The following is a 19848-nucleotide window of genomic DNA, read 5'->3' on the forward strand; positions in this document are numbered from 1 at the left end:
AGCTATAGATAAAATGAACCTATTGATCATTTTTCTATGAAAGAGATCTATTATTTTACACATAAATAAAGATCGAATAAATCAACATTTATTCAATCTTTACCGGAACTTAATGATTTAAAGGTATAAATTAACCACAACTTGCTTGGGTAATTTTTTTAGTCACTGGGTCAACAGTAACCGTCACGCGTTCTACACGATAATCCATTGTTACACCTTGATTTGGAGCAACTTTACGAACTATCGTGGCTTGTGTAAGTTGTTTAATTTTAGCTTCAGACATATCATTTTGACCAATCAATTGCGTCGCACGTTCAGCAATACAAGTGCTTTGCATATTTTGTGCTGATTGGTCTTGCGCAGCATTGGTTTGAATTGAAGAGCATGCAGAAATTGCTAAACTTGCAATACCCAAACCGATAATAGCAACATTTTTCATAAAGTGACCCACTCTGAATTTTTTGAATTAAAGCCATAACATAACAAAAAATGATAAGCTTAGAATATTTTTATATAAAACTCATACATTTATCATGCAAATAAAAACCAGTAATACATGATGCATTACTGGTTGTTTAAATTCTAAACCAGTATTGGGGTTTTAGAAGTTAATTACGGTGCGAATTGATTTTCCTTCATGCATTAAATCAAATGCTTCATTGATATTTTCCAAGCCCATTGTATGTGTGACAAATGGTGCAAGTTGAATATCACCTTTCATTGCATCTTCAACCATACCTGGCAATTGGCTACGCCCTTTAACGCCACCAAACGCAGTACCTTTCCATGTACGCCCAGTCACCAATTGGAAAGGACGAGTAGAAATTTCTTGACCTGCGCCCGCAACACCAATAATTACAGATTGTCCCCAACCACGATGTGCACACTCAAGTGCAGAACGCATAACATTGACATTGCCAATACATTCAAAAGAGTGGTCTACTCCCCATCCAGTCATTTCAACAATCACCTCTTGGATAGGTCTGTCATAATCTTTAGGATTAACAAAGTCTGTTGCACCAAACTCTTCAGCCAGTTTGAATTTTTCAGGGTTGGTATCCACCACGATAATACGCCCAGCTTTTGCTTGACGAGCGCCTTGAACAACAGCAAGACCAATACCACCTAAACCAAACACAGCAACGGAATCACCTGGCTGCACTTTTGCAGTGTTGTGTACTGCGCCAATGCCTGTTGTTACACCACAGCCCAATAAACAAACCTGTTCAGGATTTGCCTCTGGGTTGATTTTAGCTAAGGACACTTCTGCAACTACCGTATATTCACTGAAAGTTGAGCATCCCATATAATGATAAATCGGCTCGCCATTATATGAAAAACGTGTCGTTCCATCAGGCATCACACCTTTACCTTGAGTCGCACGAACCGATGTACATAAGTTAGTTTTACCAGATTTACAGAATAAGCATTCACCACATTCTGCAGTATATAGTGGAATCACGTGATCGCCCGGTTTTACCGAAGTCACATCTTCACCAACTTCAATCACAATCCCTGCGCCTTCATGCCCTAAAACAGCTGGAAAAATACCTTCTGGATCATCACCAGATAAAGTAAAAGCATCTGTATGACATACGCCAGTATGCGTGATTTTCACCAAGACTTCGCCTTTTTGTGGTGGAGCGACATCTATTTCCACTATTTTTAAAGGTTGCCCTGGACCAAATGCAACCGCAGCACGTGATTTCATCGCTAAATTTCCTTTTGGTTTGGTTTTTTAACAGTTGGACTACAGTAACCTTTTTTACTTTACAGATTCAACCATTAACTTGATGATATGATTTAGTAAAATCTAAATACTCATTGTAAAAATGAATAATTCAAAGACCTTCTTCGTCTTCATTATGCTGGCTTTTTCAATTACTGGATGTCATCTTCCTATGAATCAATCACAACAAGAACAACAGAGTCAGGTATATCAAGATCATTGGATCACAGAACCACAAGCAAAAAACATGCTAACGCAAGGTTTGACTGCATATCTTGCGATGAATGATGCCTTTCAAAGCATTGCTTCGCGCATACATTTAATTCGAAAAGCAAAATATACACTTGATTTACAATACTATATTTGGGCTGATGATTTTATTGGTAATCTCATGCTCCATGAATTACTCAAGGCAGCTGATCGTGGTGTAAAAGTCCGATTATTGATTGATGATCAAAATGGTACCAAAATAGATCAACAATTGAGCGCACTACTGACTCATCCCAATATCTCAATCAAACTCTACAATCCCTATAAGTTCAGACATTTCCGCGTGATGGACTATATATTTAGAGCGCAACGAATTAATCATCGTATGCACAATAAATTGATTATTGCTGATGGTGCTATTGCCGTGACTGGCGGACGAAATATCAGCAGTGAATATTTTGATGCTAGTGAATCTTTTCAATTTACAGATATGGATGTGTTGTTTTTTGGTCAATCCGTTAATCGTGCCAACGAAGTCTTTACTGAATTTTGGAATTTTGAGCTGAGCTATCCAATTGAGCAATTTATTTCAAAAGGCTCCACACAGGATTTAATTGATTTAAGAAAAAGTTTTGAAAAACTTGAACAAGCTGAGCACTCTACAGATGAAAAAGTAAATTTAGAGCAGAAAGAACTTGCCAATGAGCTGAATCAAAACAAAATCAATTGGGCTTATGCTGATTTCCTAGCAGATTCACCAAAGAAAAGCCTTGGAAAAGCACAAGGCAATGAATTGATTTCTCATCAAATTCATCAACATTTGGGTGATCCAAAACAAGAAATGGATTTGATTGCTGCATATTTTGTTCCGACGCAAAATGGAACAGATTTTATCAGTCAATTTCCAAAGCAAAATGTCAATGTCAGAATTTTAACCAATTCTTTTGTCGCAAATGATGTGGCTTTGGTGCACGCTTTTTATCAAAAATATCGTGTTGATCTATTAAAAAATGGCGCCAAACTCTATGAATTTAAACCTTATATAGAGCGGAAACGCCGTACATGGTATGAGGTGGTTACAGGCAATATTATTCCTAAAAAGGGTAAGAATAAGTCCAGTCTACATGCGAAATTTATCAATATTGACGACAAAGTCTTTATTGGTTCTTTTAACTTAGACCCTCGATCATTCAACATCAACACTGAGGTTGGTCTTGTACTCAAATCAGATCCTTTACAAGAACAAATTTCTGATTTATTAGATCGAACCTTGCTGACTGTTGCCTATGAGCTCCAATTAAATTCTCAAGGGGAACTGATTTGGCTGGACTACCAAGCCGATGGTAAAGTAATCGAACATCATGTGGACCCTGAAACGACAAGATTCCAAAGATTTATGATGTACAGTGTATCCTACCTTCCTCTTGAGTGGATGATGTAAGTTTAATGTAATGACATATTCAGTACCAATCAAGATATCTATCATCGTGGATTTTACAAATAGCATTCAAATAAACAAAGCCCTTTAATCTCTTTGACTAGTTCAATATCTGTATATCCAGCCTGTTTTATACATTGAAAATGCTCATGCTTAGACATATACAGCTCATTGTTATGCATTGCCTCATCGGCAAAAATGTGATCACAAACGAGATAAATTGCATCATGCTTTAATAGTTTTTTAATTTGTTGATGAAACTGACTTGCATATTCTTTATGGCGTAATTCATGTAAAGCTTGATGGATAATCACCGCATCGAATTTATCCAATGAATTGTTCCAATCATCTTGCTTAAAATCCTGAATCACAAATTCAGCTCTAGCTAACTCATCTGAGGATAACTTACTTTTAGAAAGCTCATGCATAGGTTCTGAAAAGTCTAAAGCGGTATAGAAAATATCTGGACACTGACTCAGCAAATGCTTTGCAAAGAAACCCGGACCTGAACCAATTTCCAGCACACAAAAGCTTGACTCATCTTGATCTTTAAATTGCTTATCTTTGTATAAGTTCTGAATAAGATTGACATAATAATCAAAAAACTCATATCGCCATGGTCGTTTCTGATTCACTTCTTCAGCCCATTGCAACGCATCTTGTGGATTTCTTAAATCAATTGGACTAGGTACATCCTGAGTATTCATTGTCCTTTTTCCTTAAAAACAATCAGCAATTGCGTGTTATTTAGGCATATTTTTAAACAATAGGGAAAATGATTCGATAAAAGTTTGTAATTGTTCTTATCTAAAAAATATTTTTGATGATTTCTAGAATATATCGTTTTACTGCAAAACTACTTTTTTGATTGCTATAAATTCAACATATTCATTACATCGTATATTGTATCAAGAATTCTCTATTGAACTGTTTTGTAGCTGTTGAATAGCCGTCTGTAAAATATCAAAAACCTTTTTATCAATACATTGTGCCACATTAAACCGCATGAATTGTTCACTTTGTTCTGCTTGGCTAAAGGAATTTCCGGGTGCCAAAATTAGACCATGCTTTAAACACAGTTTACTCAATTCGGCAGCTTGCACACCATGAGGTAAAGTACACCATAAAAAAATTCCTGCTGTTGGAATAACCCATGGTTTTATTCCCAATGCCTTTAACTTTTGAATTGTTTCATTGCTCAATTTTAGTAATTGTTTCTTTAACCAATCTAGGTGTCGAGGATAACTACTATCCATCAATGCTTGATAAATGATTTCAGCATTTAAATGGCTAGGACTGAAATTTGTCGCGATTCTTAGATCAATCAAATCATCTATAAGTTTAGGATCAGCGATGATATAACCACAACGAACGGCTGCTGAAAGTGTTTTAGTAAAACTTCCTATTTGAATGACATGCTGAAAACCTGCTAAAGATGCATAACGGGGTGCTGGAATATATTCAAAATCAGCAAAAATTTCGTCTTCAATAATCATTAAGTCTGTTTGTTCAACCAGTTTTGAAATTTGATAAACAGTTTGTAATGAAATTGTCGCACCTGTTGGGTTGTGGATTCCAGAATTTGTCAGATAAATTTTTGGTTTTAAGCTTAGCGCTTGCTCAAATTTTGCTAGATCTGGTCCATTTTCGGTAAAAGGAATTGAAATAGCTTGAAGGTGATGTGCCTTAATGAGTGCACGAAAATTAAAATAACAAGGATCATCAATTAAAATCACATCCCCTGCGACCAGTAAGTGTCGAAAAATTAGATCAATTGACTGTGTAGCTGAGTCAGTAATAAGAATTTGATTAAGTTGAAATTTTATTTGATATTGCTCTTTCTTTCGCGCAATCAGTTTTCGCAATTCAATATGACCATGGGGTGTTGCATAATCAATGAGCATTACAGCTTCTGATTTTGCAGCTGTTTTTAAAGCTTTACGTATGGTTTGCTCTGGCATCCAACTGGTTGGCAACCAGCCACATCCCGGTTTAAGCACCTCATTTTTTGCTTCAAGTGATTGCCTTGAAATCCATAGAGGGTCAATTTCACGCTGATAATGTATGTCAGTCTCAATAACAGGCATTGGCTCTGATTTACCTCGTACGTAATAACCAGAACCGACTCGTGATTCTATAACACCTTCCGCAATCAGTCTTGCATACGCTTCCACGATGGTGGAAACCGAACAGTGTAATTGTTTGGCAAGTTGCCTTACTGAAGGCAAACGGGAACCTACAATTAAACTTTTATTTGAAATTTGGTTGTTAATGAGTTGAATCGTTTGTTCTATTTTAGTTTTTTTCACAAAAATTTTCCCCTAACCCATCAACACTCAAAGCTAAATATTCCTCATTGTACTGGTTTTACTTCCATAACAGTTATTTAAAATTGTATTGGACTGTATATGTGTTTATTCAATAAATCGGCATTTAATCAGTATAAATTTATTGAGTGATTTATCATGGATAAAACAAATCTCGGTTGGATTAATGGTTTTATTGGCGTTGCAATATTTGCAGGTTCGCTACCTGCAACACGAGTCGCAGTGATGGGATTTAGCCCAGAATTTCTTACCACAGCCCGTGCAGCGATTGCAGGAATAATTGGCTTGCTCTGTCTGTTACTTTTACGTCAAACCAAACCCAATTTTGCTCAATTTAAATCTTTAATGATTGTTGCTTGCGGGGTAGTGATTGGATTTCCATTATTTACAGCACTGGCATTACAAACCGTATCTTCAGCACATGCCATCGTTTTTGTTGGATTACTCCCCCTATCGACCGCAATATTTGCAGTATTACGAGGCAATGAAAAACCTGCATTACAATTCTGGCTATTTGCGCTGTTGGGAAGTGCCATTGTGATTGGCTTTATGTTTTATGAGAATCGCAATCTAAGCTTCAGTTTAGGTGATCTATATATGCTTGCATCCATTATTGTATGTGGATTGGGCTATGCTGAAGGTGGAAAACTCTCTAGAGAACTGGGAGGATGGCAAGTCATATGCTGGGCTTTGGTGGTATCTTTACCATTAATGCTCATTGGAAGCTTTTATTATTTGCCACAAAGTTTTGAGAATATTCATTGGTCAGAAACACTTGGATTAATCTATGTTTCACTATTCAGTATGCTGATTGGCTTTATATTTTGGTACAAAGGCTTGGCACTTGGTGGAATTGCATCAGTGGGTCAGATTCAACTGGTACAACCATTTATTGGACTAATACTCTCAGCCTTTTTTGAACCGTACCGGGTTTGTCGGAGAGTTTTTTATTTAAGTTAGGCCACCTGACCTAACGGGTTAATCTTATCATAGTACATTGCTTCAAAATCAAAAGGTGATACATAACCTAGTGCACTATGTACACGCTCTTTATTGAACCAATCTACCCAATTTAGTGTCGCAAGTTGTACATCTGCTAAACCTTGCCAATCTGCTTTTAGATATTCAATCACCTCTGTTTTGTATAAGCCATTCACCGTTTCAGCCAAAGCATTATCGTATGAATCACCAGTCGTACCGACTGATGCTCGTAAATTTGCTGCTTCTAAACGATTGGTATAGCGAATGGAAAGATATTGCACACCTCTGTCGGAATGATGAATCACATTCTTTGGCATGCCTCGATCATGCAATGCTTGCTCTAATGCATCGAGCACCATATCTGTATTCATTCGTGTAGATACTTTCCATCCAACAATTGCTCGTGAGAACACATCAATAATAAATGCAGTATAAACCCAGCCTGAATTTGTTTGAATATACGTAAAGTCACTCACCCACAGTTGGTCAGGATGATCAGCAGTAAAATTACGTTTCACTAAATCATCTGCTCGTTTTTGGTCATCTCGGCTACGGGTGGTTTGTTTGTTCTTACCACGCCAAACACCTTGTATACCTAGCTTTTGCATCAATCGAGCAACTGTACAACGTGCAATAACATAACCCTCACGTTTCAATTTTTGCCAAACTTTACGTACACCATATCGACCTGAACTTTCTTTCCAAATACGTTTGATTTGCTCTGCATGATGCAAATCATGCAGAGCACGTTTCGCTCGATGTTCTGGGTTATCAACGAGATCTAAAGCCCGATAATAGGTCGAAGCTGCAATCGGTAAAATTCTACAAATCGCCTCGACTCCGTACAGCTCTTTATTATTATGGATAAAATCCACCATTATTTGTGTGGGCGGTCGAGCTCCGCCTGGGCGAAAAAAGCGGCTGCTTTGCGTAGAATCTCATTGGCGCGTTGCAGTTCTTTATTTTCGCGTTCGAGTTGTTTGATACGTTCTTGGTCTGAAAGCTGCTGTACTTTGATTGGATTCTGTTGATTCAAATACTTCTGATGCCAGGAACGTAGTGTTTCAGGAGTACAGCCAATCTTAGGTGCAATTGCTGTGATTGCAGCCCAATTCGATGGATAATCTTTTTCAGATTCAATCAATAATTGAATCGCTCTTTCTCTGATTTCAGGGGTATATTTTGGTTTTGTCATTGGGACATTCTCTCAAGAAAGTTGGTCTCCGACAAACCCGGTACGGTTCATTTTATTGGGTGAACATGTAAGCTTGGCAATGGTTTTGGTTTGTTTTGCTGTAGTATTGTGTGTAGCGATGGCAAAAAAATTCGCATAACTATTTTATTTTTTTTATCAGTGTTTAAGTCGGTTGATTTTCCTCAATCGACTTAAAGCTTATGTTTATCATGGGTAATTGATAAGCGTTTTGATCAATTCCATTTAAGAATTAGATTGTTTATAAGCCTTGCAGAATAATCCATCCTCTAAATATTGATTTTAAAATTAACTTCTCAATACTTTCTTAAAGTAAGCCTATTTCTTTAAATAAGCTTTTATATGCTTCGGCTTTTTTGTCCAACGCTAAAGGATAAGCTCTTGATGAAGACGGCATTCGGTATAAATTTAATTCTCTTTCTAAGTATCGTGCTTTTGAAGATTGTCCGATCTGAGGTTTTTCAGTTCCTTCAGGCATTGATAACATCAAAGTATCTGTTGCTTTATCGCCAGTGGTCATAATACTTTTACATTCAGGAATATCTTCCAAAAGGTGAGATAAATCTGTTGGTGTTTCAATTTGTAGGAACTTATCCGAAGCATTGCCTTTTAAACGAATAACTTGATAAGCCGTATCAAAAATTGCAATGCCTTTTTCCATTAAAAAACTGCGGATCACAGCTTCTTTAAAGTTTTTGTTGGGTAAATCTAAAAAGTGATCTTTATTCTCAAAGAAAATCAAACCAAAAATCCGCCACATATCATTTTGATAGTTCGGATAGTAAAAATCCATTTTCCAACGTTCTTTTGGCGGTGGAAAGCTACCAAGCATCAATAGCTTTGCGTTTGAAGGTAGAAAAGGTTTAAGTGGATGGGTTTCTATTGTTAATTCAGACATTTATAAATAAGAAATAATTTAAGGATTCTGCTGTGATCTTAACATTATTACTTGCTCAGCCCCTAATTATATATGTCATCACACTGCTTTAAAAACATCTCGAATTTAAACAATTCAGGATCCTGCTTACTCCCCAAAATTTGAATTTTTTTGAATCCTTCAGCCTGTTTAAAAACGCGACTTGAACCTATGTCATCGTTACAGGCACCCCATTTAAGCGTAGATTGGATTTCATCAGAGTAAAACCTAGGGATAAACTGTATTGATTCATCATCAATTTCAATATAAGTAATCAAATTTCGCCCTTCTATTCGAATCTTCTTTAATTCAACATATTTATTGATCCTATAAGGTAGACCTTGATTGGCTTGTTTTAAAAATACTTGAAGCAGATAGTCATCAAAAGCCTGATTATCTACAATTTTATAATCTTGGTTGATAATACCCGCATTTAATAATAAAGCTTCAAGAGCCTCTATTGACTCAAATTCCGTTTTTGAACCATCGGTGCCAGCATAAACATTTACACTTAACAGTAGTGCAATTAGGAGTAAAAACAATCTCATATGTATCTATCTTTGTTTAATAAAACAACTTTATCAATTGTTATACTTATCCAATAAAACCACCCGTAGGTGGTTTAAATACAAAATATACAATAAAGCTCAATAACCATTCGCTTTTAACTTAACTTTGAAAGGCTCTGATTGAGCTTCTACTGCTTCTTTTAGTTCAGGCGTAATTTCAGCCCCCATTTCTTCTAACATTAACAATGCAAATTCAGAAGCACTTTCAGCAAAATCTTGATTATTGATCAATGTCTTAGATAATTTTATATTCTTTGGGAAATCTGGAAAAAATTCATTAAAATCCTTTTTATCTTCAATCCCTAGATAAATAAATCTTCTCCAATCATTAGTTTTAAGATCACGAACAAAGATAACATCTGCTTGGGTCTGCATATTTTTTTTAAACATTTCATCTTGCGATCGAATTGGAACCACACAAACTTCCCCAACGCTAGAGATATAGTTTAACTTTGGTTTTAGCAATGAAAAATCAATATTTTTATAAGAATCATCTTTAGCTAAATCCTGTTGAATTTTTACATCTTCTCTATATTTAGCATCACTGATCCACTCACCAGATGAAAAGGTTTGTCCTTGATGATTAGGCTTTAGTTTACGATCATATTCAATCTGATCATAATAATGAATGATGTCATCAAGTGTGCCATTTTTTAAGATTTCAATTTCTTTATCACCTTGCTGCTTAAAAATTTCATAGCTTTTTTCGCATTGTAAATTTTCTGCAAAAGAAACACTTGATGCTAAAGTTGTTATAGCGATCATTAATAATTTTTTCATGAAATATCCCCCTTAATCTTTTGGGGAATACGATACGCACAATTAACACAAAAATAAACTTTTGCTTAGAAATTTCTTCACGAATGATGCTTCTGAGTGAAATTTAACCTCAAATAAATCAAATCAATTTAGCTCGTCATGTCCTCATAATATGAAACTTCCAATAATATAGTCAAAAAACTTGAATTTGTAACAAATTCAAGTTATGGTAATAAAAATCATTGCACAAATTGATAAATTATTTAATAGTTAAGTTTTTAAAGAATTGTCGAAAGACTAGTTAACTGAATATTTATCAATAATTTCTTATTCACATTAAAAATCAATCTATTATGAACAGTAAATTCGTTACCACATTATTGATGATCTTCGTTCTTTCCGCTTGTAGCAAAGAGCCTGATCAAAATATGTCTAAGCAAACAGATCGCCCTACGGTGACTGCACAATTTGAACAATCAGATGAAATGATTAGTAAATATCTTGATCAGTTGGATGATCCAAATACTACATTAGATGATAAAAAAAGAATCGTATGTGTAGATTATCCTAAGGAATACAAAACAAATTACATGCCGAGTTTACTCAAATTGAATCCAGAAAATTACACAGAAGCCAAACTGCTATCCGATTTGAACATCGCTTTGAGTTATTACAAGGAAAAAGAAAATATCGAATGCAAAAATACACCATCGTGATTTATCGTGATTGAGTTTTTTTGAAATAATTTGGTATAAAAATGTTAAATATTCAACGTTTGGAATACAAAATAGGGAGCTTTTGGCTCCCTATTCTTTAGTTCTTTTCACGATAGTATTGATGTTTCCTTTTTGAGTTATGTTTCCAGTTTTTTCCACCATAGCAAAAAGCAGGTGTATGCTCAGTGGTCCAGGAACACATTAATGCTCTACCGCGTTTTTTTCTTAGTTTAAGAAAATAAGATCTATACTCAATTTCGTGTAAGAAAAAACTACTTTTTTCTTGCTTAACGCTGTAGTGGCGATAATAAGTATCTCGGCGATGTGGATAAATTTCATCATCATAATCACCAGTTAAACCTTTTTTAACAACTTTTACATATTGTTGTTTAAGCCGTTTCAGTTTATCCATATTTCTCTCATTAGGTAGTTAAAACCTAATAGAGAGTTCTTGAGTAATAATTCATATCTTATATTCTTTTTGAATTTCAATCATTTTATCACAAGAATTTGTCAAAAATATACTGTGAAATCTCTTTTGCCCAAAGTTGATAGATGTCTTGACTTGGATGAAATCCATCACTCGCCATTTGCAAATTTAAGGCTTTAAAATGGGCTAAATCAAAATGAATTAACTGGTAATTTTTATTATTTTCAATAAATTGAGCTAATTTTTCATTCATCTTGCTTGAGTATTTTCCAAACAACCATGCTAATGGATTTGGCAAAACTGGAAATAAATTCATTGGTGGTACACCAGTGACCAAAATCAATTGTGGTTTAAATTTGGACTCAATGGTGGCATAAAACTGTTTTTGCTGTTGTATCCATTTTTTCGGGGAACGTAGTTTTGTCACATCATTGACGCCAACAGATGTAATCACAACATCAAATTGTTGGTTTGCTAACTGCTTGGTTCTCTGCAAAACTTGTAAAGTGGTATCCCCTGTTTTTGCTTCAAGTCGATAAGTCACTTCGAAATCTGTACAAACTTCCTTTAAAATTAAACCCAATAATGCTTGTTGCTGATTTTCAACACCAACACCTGCTGCGGCAGAATCGCCTAAAATCAAAATCGATAAAGCTTGACCAGTACCCAAAACGCCACTTCGCAGCCCTTGAGCTTCAGGTAATCTTGGTGTGTTTTTCTTGACTCGATAACCCTGAATAAGTAAAGCAGGCACCAGTACAAATGTTGAAAATTTCAAAAACATAACAATACCCATAAAATTCAATAGATTGAATATCCATCATCGCCAAAGGCAATTTATACTGTCCTAGTTCTTGCATAGGTTTAAAAGTAAATTAAAGTAATCCAGTTCTTATGAACACTTGTTTTCTTTTAACGATAAACTCAAAAGACCCGTTAGGGTCTTTTGAGTAATGAATGCTAATCACAGTTTAAAAGTAAAATGAATCAACCTAATTTATTCACCAATTTTAATGGCAACACTTTCATTGCAAGTCCTATTGGTAACCACGGCCATTGTGGAACATAAGCTTTAACAGGTTGTTTCTCAATCGCTTTAACCAGTAAATGTGAGCCTGTTTCAACATCAACTTCAAAAGGTAGTTTTTTTGCACCTTCGTTGATTTCAGTACGAATATAACCTGGAAAAATCGTAGAGACTTTGATTTGGGTATCAATTAATTCAGCACGAATTCCTTCTGCCAAGGCAGCCACTCCTGCTTTGCTGGCACCATAAGCGGTCAAGTGTTTAGGCATACCGCGGAGAGCACTCATTGAAGAAATCACCACCAAATGCCCGAATTTCTGTTCACGAAAAATCTCGACTGCTGCCTCACACTGTGCCAAAGCTGAAATAAAATTGGTTTCAACAGTCGCTCGGTTAATTTCAAACTTGCCATTTCCAATACGTCGACCTTCACCAACACCTGCATTGACAATGATTCGGTCTAAGCTTCCAAAGTCTTGTTTAAACTCACGAAAGACTTGGAATACCTGTTCATAATTGGTCACGTCCAAGACTTTCGTGATGACTTTGACGCCATATTTAGATTCCAATTCCTGTTTTAAACTGTCAAGTCTTTCTAAACGCCGTGCGCAGATTGCTAAATTATAGCCTTTTTGTGCAAATTCCCGTGCCATTCCTGCACCGATTCCTGAACTTGCGCCAGTAATTAAAATCGTTTTTGCCATGATAAATTCCTTGAATAATTTTTATATTTCTCAGTGTGGTCTTAAATCCATGTCAATAACTGTGGATCTTCAACCTTAATAAAATGATGTTCATTTAAACTGAGCAATTGCGGTTCATTACCCACCAAACGTAATGTCGTCAGGCTGGTATTGGCAATTGCCCAATTCAGTGCGAATGTTTTGTTTGGATTCAATTCCAAAAGTTTACCTGCAACAACTGATATTACTCCACCAGAGGTAAATACGATTGCATAACGAGGTTTGGTTTTGGCTAAATCATCACATAGATTTTGCAATGCACCTTCGACTCGATTCTTAAAATCTGGCCAGGATTCGTCATATTCATGATGATATTCACCACCCGTCCAACGATTGATTGCCCCTTCAAAAATCTTGGCTAAATAAGCACGAGGACTTTTTTCTTTAGCCACATCTTGTTTAAGCAAATGAGGTTCATTAAAACGTGGGTCATATTGAGCAAAAACCTGTTGATGATTAAACTCATTCCAATTGTGATCAGTGACAACGGCAACATCTGGAAAACTTTCAGCTAAAGCAAAATGCGCTGTTTGTTGATGCCTTTGCATGGAGCCTGCAATCACATAAGGCGCTTCTTTCAAAATTTTATCGAAATATTGACCCAATACCTTTGCCTGTAATTCACCATTTGGAGAGAGCTTATCGTAACTTTCAGCGCCAAATGATGCTTGCCCATGACGTACCAAATAGATTGTGGTCATTTCCCTAAAATTTCCTTAAACTTTTCAATGTATTTCTGAGCAACTTCATTGGCTTCAATTTTCTGCATACCAATCAACTTTAGAGCACGAATATGTAAAGCATGGATCACAATCCAAAAATCTTTAAATGCTGGATTATCCGTTTGCTTATGGTAATAACGATAGTAAATTTGCTGTGCAATGACTGCTAAACGGAAAATACCAAAGACTTCATAGAAAGCCCAATTTTCGGGTTTTAGACCTGTTTTTTCTAAATAATATTCAACCACTTCCTTTCGGCTAAACATACCTTTAAGGTGAGTGGGCTGTCTGCGAGTAGACTTAAAGATTTGATTGTCTGTATCTTCAACCCAATATGCCAATGCAGAACCTAAGTCCATAAGAGGATCGCCAATGGTAGCCATTTCCCAATCCAGTACACCAATCACCTGTGTCGGATGCTGAGGGTCAAGAATGACATTATCAAAACGCCAATCATTATGAATCACACAACTGGTCGAATCAGCAGGGATATTTTCATTTAACCACTTACGAACAAATTTAAAGCTTGGTACATTGATGGTATGTGCTTTTTCATAACGTCCATCCCACCCTTCAACCTGACGACGACAGTAACCATCACCTTTCCCCAGCTTTTCCAACTCAGTACCTTTAAAAGGAACTTGATGTAATTCAATCAACTTATCAAGAACATTGACACATAGCTCTCGAACCTGTTGTTCATTAAAATCAAGTTCAGGCGGAAGTTTGGCACGAGGAATGATTCCTTCAATGCGTTTCATCACATAGAAATCGCATCCAATTACTGATTCATCTTGGCAAAGTGCAACCATTTCAGGCAAGACTGGGTAATAAGCTGCGAGCCATTTCTGTACATGATACTCACGTGCCATATCATGTGCAGATTTCGCTTTTGTTCCTTTAGGTGGACGACGCAAAATTAAATCTGCATTGCTATATTTTAAGCGATAGGTCCAATTCGAAGCACCACCAGAATACTGCGTAACTTCTACTGGACCGATAATTTCAGAGCCATTCTCGATCAACCAATTGCCAACTGCACGAATGTCAAGTTCTTCACCTTCACGTACTTTTCCACCAACATCAATAACTGACATGCTTTTTCCCTGAATTTTTTCTGTTTTAAATCAAAAAAACTTTGAACCGTAAGCTAAGTTTGATTTTATATACTGACCGTTTTATGTATAACATCTTTAAGATAAAACAGTCAGCATTCAATCATTAAACTGTTACTTTTTCTTTGAAGCATATCCTCGTTTTTTTAATTCTAATTTTGCAATCATTCCTTTATGAACTTCATCAGGTCCATCTGCTAAACGTAAGCTTCGTGCTTGTGCAAAAAAGCCAGTTAAAGGGGTATCGCGAGAAACGCCCATTCCCCCATGAATTTGGATCGCCATGTCCACCACTTTTTCAAGGACTGAGGGAGCAACCACTTTAATTGCAGAAATTTCAGTAAGTGCTGCCATATTACCTTGAGTATCCATTTTGTAGGCTGCGTACAATGTTAATAGTCGAGCTTGATCAATCGCTACTCGCGCTTCTGCAACACGTTCTAAATTTCCACCCAGTTTCAAAATTTCTTTACCAAAAGCACTGCGGCTCATACCTCGATCAATCATCAATTCAAGGGATTTTTCTGCAGCGCCAATACAACGCATACAATGATGAATACGACCAGGACCTAAACGACCTTGTGCAATTTCGAAACCTTGTCCCGCTCCGCCAATAAAATGACTGACAGGCACACGGACATTATTGAAACTAATTTCACCGTGACCATGTGGTGCATCATAGTCACCAAATACAGGTAACATACGTTCTATCTTCACACCTTGTGTATCTACTGGGACCAGAACCATTGAGTGTTGATGATGACGGTCTTTATTTACATCAGGCGTATGCGCCATAAAGATAATAATTTTGGCATTGGGATCGCCTAAACCTGAAGACCACCATTTACGACCATTTAAGACAATTTCGTCACCATCCACCACAGCTGTTGCCTGCATATTGGTTGCATCAGAGGAAGCAACAGCAGGTTCTGTCATACAAAATACTGAACGAATTTTGCCTTCTAATAGAGGTTGAAGCCATTGTTGTTTTTGCTGCTCTGAACCATAGCGCCAAAGCACTTCCATGTTGCCACTATCTGGAGCATTACAATTAAATACTGTTGGTGCTAGTAAACTACGTCCAGACAGTTCAGCAATATGGGCATATTCCTGCACTGACAAGCCTGCCCCTAGTTCTGGATGTGGCAGAAACATGTTCCAAAGCCCTGCTTTTTTTGCTTTATTTTTAAGAACTTCTAATTGTGCTGGCCATTGCCACGTTGTCCAGTCACTGCCTTGGTTAAGGTGATGAACTTCATTCCAAAATTCTGTTTCTACAGGTTCAATTTCATTTTCAATAAACGCTTTGGTCCGTTCGACATATTCTTTTGCACGTGCTGAAAGCTCAAACATTTTTTATCTTCCTGTAAAAATCTTTTGATCAATATTTGGATAACGACCTTTACTTTACATTAGCTGAAAATTTATTATGAACCAAATGATTTAATTCAATATCAGACTATGAATATGATTCATAATAATACGCATCTAGACCTATCAATTTTCAATCATGTTGATATTAATTTATATCCCCTTTTTATCGCCATCTATGAGCAGAAAAGTATTTCTAAAGCGGCAAAAGTCTTGTTTATTACACAATCCGCTGCAAGTCATGCCTTACAAAGATTACGACAACATTTGCAAGATGATCTATTTGTACGCGTAGGCAGTAAAATGTTACCTACACCTTTTGCTGAACAGATCTATCCCACTGTGCAGAATGCATTATTTTCTTTTCAAGATATTTCTAAACAAAAACAAATATTTGATCCTAATTCAATACAAACACTGAGGGTTGCTGTACATGATGAAATTGAACCGATAATTTTCCCCCGCTTAATTCAACATTTTCAGAAATTGAACTTGAACATCCAATTTTTAAGCACGAAATTAGATCGTAAAAATGTTGTTGTAGATTTGGCTACACAGCAAGTGGATTTTGTGATTGATTTAGAACAAAACTATGGTGAAAAAATTAATTATCAAAACTTAGTTCAAGATCAGTTTGTGATGTGTAGCCAACATAAGCAAATGAATCGTAAGCTTTATTTTTCATCACCGCATATTGGAGTGTCTTCACGCCGTACAGGTGTGCTCTTGGAAGATATATATTTGAATAAAGAACAGTATAATCGACAAATTTTTTTACGCTGTCAGCATTACTCAACTGCGCTGCAAGTTTTAGCACAATATCCTGAAGCGATTTTAACAATTCCAAAACAGATTTTGTCGCATCTGAATATTGAAGATTGTATTCATGTTTTTGATATTCCAGTTGATTTACCTGTTTTAAATATGGGCATCTATTGGCATCAAGCCTTATGTGAAAATTCTAGACATACTTTTTTAAGAGATGAAATTTTTAAAATTTTTGCTTAGGCTATTTTAGTAATGAAAATTTTATATAAACATCATTAAGACTTAACTCATACCTCATTAAGTCATGATCTCGTTCATTTTAGTTATTCCATTATTTTTGGTCCTTAACATAAATTTAAAATTTAAATCATTTACGGATGTTGAGTTGTTTGCTCACATCAAAATTTATTGTTGAGAATGTGCATCTTTAATTAATTTGAATTCGCCAGATTAAAAACTAAGTATTTTTAGTCGCTTATCCAGTTTAATACGATTAATATTATATCTAAAATGCTTAGGCTATTTAGATCAACATGACTAGCATTGCTTATTTACCCTTGTTTATATTTTTGTTTTTGACTAAAATAGCGCCGAAAATTTAAACATTCTTAATAAAAACAACGTATAGGAAACTTATGAATCCTCTTGAAACTCAGACTTCAATGTCTCAACCCCACCCTGCTTCGTTTACCCCCAATAAAGATAACCCATTTTCACCTAAAGGGCGTTTTGGTCGCCTGTCTTATCTTGCTTGGTTATTTATTATCAGTATGCTCTATACATGTGTACTGTTTATTATTGCTGGTATTGCTGTTGTCGCGCTCATGCAAACAGGAAGTCAGAATCCAGCTGCTTTATTGCAATCTGGCTTAGGCTATTTTGTTATTTTCCTCGCTGTTGTTGTGGTTATTGCTTTTACCGTAGTCAATATTTGTATCGCGATCCGACGTATCCATGACTTAAATAAAAGCGGCTGGCTATGGTTGTTATTTTTAATTCCTCTTGTGAATATTTTCTTTGGTATATATGTGATGTGCGCCAAAGGTACTGAGGGCAATAATAACTATGGTCCGCAACGACAAACCGAACAAACAGAAAAGTTACTCGGTAGCTTATATGCTGTTTTCTTAGCTATTTTTATTGTGGCATATGGTTCGATTGCAGTATGGATGATTTCAATGCAAGGCAGCATGCCACAAAGCATGGATAGTATGGAAATGACTGAGCATGATACGTCTAACTTAGAACAAGAACTTGCGCAAGCAGCTCAAGAGCTCGAACAAACAAGTGATGAGATCGAACAATCAGCACATGATTCTGAACAAAGCACTGAAGCAGCAAATCAAACTGAAAATGAAGATACTCATTCCAACACACAAGAAGTCAATCAAAGATAATGCTTCCTAAGTATTTAAAAGAGGTCTAATCAAGACCTCTTTTTTATTGAGCAATCATAATCATTATTTCAATTTTTCAGATTGGTTAGGGTGTGTTGACACTTTTAGATTAAAAAATAGCGAAGTAGTAAAATTAAATCGCCAAACCCAATTCTACTATTCGCTATGCCTCGTACCATGTTAACAGATCAACACTGGCAAAAGTTGAAAGCTATTTTGCGTAATTTATCCATTCATCTCAACTCAAATTTAAGAAATTTTATTGAAGCGATTCTTTATAGGATTAGAACTGGGTGCCCTTGGCGTGATATCCCCACTTGCTTTGGACAACCCAACTCTATTTTTAAACGTTTTAATCGTTGGTCTAGCAGTGGTAAGTTACTCACTATATTTAAATTATTATCGCTGAATACAGATATGGAATGGCTGTTCATCGATGGTTCTCATATTCGCGCTCATCAACATTCAGCGGGTATCGCTGATCAGGCAATCTCTAAAAGTGCTGGAGGAAACTCCTCCAAAATACATTTAGTTGTAGATTCAAATGGGAATCCTATTGATTTCATTATTACTGATGGAACGACACATGATGTTAAGGTCGCACCTGATTTAATTTCAAAACTCAATTTAAATGAGGCAGAGATTGTATGTGCAGATAAAGGCTACGATTCAGAGCCATTAAGACAGCAGATTAGAGCAACTGGAACAAAAGCGAATATACCTAAAAAATCCAATAGCCAATCAAACAATGACCATATGGATTGGTATTTATATAAAATCAGTCACTTAGTAGAAAATATGTTTTGTAGGTTAAAGCAATTTAGAGGGATAGCCACTCGATACGACAAGTTAAAACGGAACTATGAAAGTTCTGTTGCATTAGCTTGTATATTTTTATGGCTCCCCTTGTAGGTTAAATTATGAACCCTAAATGTCAACAGACCCTAATTAAAGAAAATTTAGCTTGATTTTCACGGCGTCTTACTCAACGAAAAAATTTGTCATCTTTTATCTAAACAAAAAGAACAAAGCATTGATTGGTTTGTAGCGCATGAGTGATACATCACCTACGCAAATCTATTTAAACTTTAGATATAAAGCGTGGCAATGGAAGCTTTATATTATTCAACAATAGCTTGACCGCATAGATTTTATTGATCAAGAGAAATTATAATTTACGCTATGAGTTTTCCAACGGATTGAATATATGAAAAAGATCTATTGATTTAAATAAAAAATGAGGAATAAATTCCTCATTTTCATTTGTTCTAAAAATTAAAATTTAATATGCCCATTGAATCAACATTCTAAAAAAACCTGCAATGATGGCTAACGTTAAAAAACCACCAAGCCATAACAAAATAAACCACTGTGTTTGAGAAAGTTTCAAAATTCACGACCTCGCTACTGACAATGT

General features: G+C 35.9%; 21 protein-coding genes and 1 other annotated feature. Of the genes, 6 read left to right on the top strand and 15 right to left on the bottom strand.

What is annotated here, in order from left to right; genetic code table 11:
* Positions 1–130: 130 nt before the first annotated feature.
* Positions 131–439 (bottom strand): I78 family peptidase inhibitor, encoded by a 309-nt coding sequence (locus TOL5_RS10760; protein WP_005028861.1) that lies wholly within the window; start codon positions 437–439, stop codon positions 131–133.
* A 162-nt stretch (positions 440–601) separates the two neighbouring features.
* Positions 602–1711: an S-(hydroxymethyl)glutathione dehydrogenase/class III alcohol dehydrogenase gene (locus TOL5_RS10765; protein WP_199936514.1), complete on the bottom strand. Its 1110-nt coding sequence runs from the start codon at positions 1709–1711 to the stop codon at positions 602–604.
* 190 nt (positions 1712–1901) lie between these two features.
* On the opposite strand from TOL5_RS10765, the gene TOL5_RS10770 reads away from it, so the two are divergent.
* On the top strand, positions 1902–3380 hold the full coding sequence (locus TOL5_RS10770) for a phospholipase D family protein (protein WP_199995635.1): 1479 nt from the start codon (positions 1902–1904) through the stop codon (positions 3378–3380).
* A 53-nt stretch (positions 3381–3433) separates the two neighbouring features.
* On the opposite strand, the gene TOL5_RS10775 is transcribed toward TOL5_RS10770, so the two are convergent.
* Both TOL5_RS10775 and TOL5_RS10780 read right to left on the bottom strand, forming a co-directional pair.
* Complete coding sequence (locus tag TOL5_RS10775; RefSeq protein ID WP_221260711.1) at positions 3434–4084, bottom strand: class I SAM-dependent methyltransferase; 651 nt, start codon at positions 4082–4084, stop codon at positions 3434–3436.
* A 201-nt stretch (positions 4085–4285) separates the two neighbouring features.
* Positions 4286–5686, bottom strand: a complete 1401-nt coding sequence (locus TOL5_RS10780; protein ID WP_121775116.1) for a PLP-dependent aminotransferase family protein — start codon at positions 5684–5686, stop codon at positions 4286–4288.
* Between the two features lie 156 nt (positions 5687–5842).
* Here TOL5_RS10780 and TOL5_RS10785 point away from each other — a divergent pair, with 156 nt between their 5' ends.
* Positions 5843–6664, top strand: coding sequence for a DMT family transporter (locus TOL5_RS10785; RefSeq protein ID WP_221260712.1), 822 nt, complete (start codon positions 5843–5845; stop codon positions 6662–6664).
* On the opposite strand, the gene TOL5_RS10790 is transcribed toward TOL5_RS10785, so the two are convergent.
* The 4 genes from TOL5_RS10790 to TOL5_RS10805 form a co-directional block, all read right to left on the bottom strand.
* A protein-coding gene (locus TOL5_RS10790; RefSeq protein ID WP_221260599.1) for an IS3 family transposase occupies positions 6661–7880 on the bottom strand; the annotation gives its coding sequence in 2 pieces (ribosomal slippage) (positions 6661–7604 and positions 7604–7880; 1221 coding nt in all). The two genes, TOL5_RS10785 and TOL5_RS10790, sit on opposite strands and share 4 nt — an antisense overlap.
* Positions 7486–7605 (bottom strand) — a sequence feature (AL1L pseudoknot). It overlaps the preceding gene by 120 nt.
* Positions 7881–8205: 325 nt before the next feature.
* Positions 8206–8796: a uracil-DNA glycosylase family protein gene (locus TOL5_RS10795; protein ID WP_221260713.1), complete on the bottom strand. Its 591-nt coding sequence runs from the start codon at positions 8794–8796 to the stop codon at positions 8206–8208.
* Positions 8797–8858: 62 nt separating this feature from the next.
* On the bottom strand, positions 8859–9362 hold the full coding sequence (locus TOL5_RS10800) for a hypothetical protein (protein ID WP_221260714.1): 504 nt from the start codon (positions 9360–9362) through the stop codon (positions 8859–8861).
* 99 nt (positions 9363–9461) lie between these two features.
* Positions 9462–10163: a hypothetical protein gene (locus TOL5_RS10805; protein WP_174764403.1), complete on the bottom strand. Its 702-nt coding sequence runs from the start codon at positions 10161–10163 to the stop codon at positions 9462–9464.
* 332 nt (positions 10164–10495) lie between these two features.
* Between TOL5_RS10805 and TOL5_RS10810 the strand changes: the two genes are divergently transcribed.
* A complete protein-coding gene (locus TOL5_RS10810) occupies positions 10496–10858 on the top strand; it encodes a hypothetical protein (RefSeq protein ID WP_221260715.1) in 363 nt (120 codons plus the stop codon).
* A gap of 97 nt (positions 10859–10955) precedes the next feature.
* Here TOL5_RS10810 and TOL5_RS10815 read toward each other — a convergent pair whose 3' ends face one another.
* From TOL5_RS10815 to TOL5_RS10840, 6 genes are all read right to left on the bottom strand, one after another.
* The gene (locus tag TOL5_RS10815; protein ID WP_004830825.1) at positions 10956–11270 is read right to left on the bottom strand and encodes a hypothetical protein; all 315 of its coding nucleotides are present in this window, start codon (positions 11268–11270) and stop codon (positions 10956–10958) included.
* Between the two features lie 88 nt (positions 11271–11358).
* Positions 11359–12072: an SGNH/GDSL hydrolase family protein gene (locus TOL5_RS10820; protein WP_221260716.1), complete on the bottom strand. Its 714-nt coding sequence runs from the start codon at positions 12070–12072 to the stop codon at positions 11359–11361.
* A 203-nt stretch (positions 12073–12275) separates the two neighbouring features.
* The gene (locus tag TOL5_RS10825) at positions 12276–13019 is read right to left on the bottom strand and encodes an SDR family oxidoreductase (RefSeq protein ID WP_004830827.1); all 744 of its coding nucleotides are present in this window, start codon (positions 13017–13019) and stop codon (positions 12276–12278) included.
* Positions 13020–13060: 41 nt separating this feature from the next.
* Positions 13061–13759: a histidine phosphatase family protein gene (locus tag TOL5_RS10830; RefSeq protein ID WP_004830828.1), complete on the bottom strand. Its 699-nt coding sequence runs from the start codon at positions 13757–13759 to the stop codon at positions 13061–13063.
* The gene (locus tag TOL5_RS10835; RefSeq protein WP_121775622.1) at positions 13756–14877 is read right to left on the bottom strand and encodes a phosphotransferase family protein; all 1122 of its coding nucleotides are present in this window, start codon (positions 14875–14877) and stop codon (positions 13756–13758) included. The genes TOL5_RS10830 and TOL5_RS10835 overlap by 4 nt, the downstream gene beginning before the upstream one ends.
* Positions 14878–15009: 132 nt before the next feature.
* A complete protein-coding gene (locus TOL5_RS10840; protein WP_199995644.1) occupies positions 15010–16248 on the bottom strand; it encodes an acyl-CoA dehydrogenase family protein in 1239 nt (412 codons plus the stop codon).
* Between the two features lie 108 nt (positions 16249–16356).
* On the opposite strand from TOL5_RS10840, the gene TOL5_RS10845 reads away from it, so the two are divergent.
* The 3 genes from TOL5_RS10845 to TOL5_RS10855 all read left to right on the top strand — a co-directional run bounded on the left by TOL5_RS10845 (position 16357) and on the right by TOL5_RS10855 (position 19343).
* Positions 16357–17274, top strand: a complete 918-nt coding sequence (locus TOL5_RS10845) for a LysR family transcriptional regulator (protein ID WP_199995645.1) — start codon at positions 16357–16359, stop codon at positions 17272–17274.
* Positions 17275–17669: 395 nt separating this feature from the next.
* Entirely contained in the window at positions 17670–18431 is a 762-nt protein-coding gene (locus TOL5_RS10850; RefSeq protein ID WP_042087029.1) for a DUF805 domain-containing protein, read from the top strand.
* A 165-nt stretch (positions 18432–18596) separates the two neighbouring features.
* A complete protein-coding gene (locus tag TOL5_RS10855) occupies positions 18597–19343 on the top strand; it encodes an IS5-like element ISAbe13 family transposase (protein WP_221260312.1) in 747 nt (248 codons plus the stop codon).
* Between the two features lie 370 nt (positions 19344–19713).
* On the opposite strand, the gene TOL5_RS10860 is transcribed toward TOL5_RS10855, so the two are convergent.
* Entirely contained in the window at positions 19714–19821 is a 108-nt protein-coding gene (locus tag TOL5_RS10860; RefSeq protein ID WP_085944238.1) for a DUF2474 domain-containing protein, read from the bottom strand.
* Positions 19822–19848 lie beyond the last annotated feature (27 nt).

Origin of the sequence: Acinetobacter sp. Tol 5 (genome assembly GCF_019702905.1) — a bacterium.
GTDB classification, from domain to species: domain Bacteria; phylum Pseudomonadota; class Gammaproteobacteria; order Pseudomonadales; family Moraxellaceae; genus Acinetobacter; species Acinetobacter bereziniae.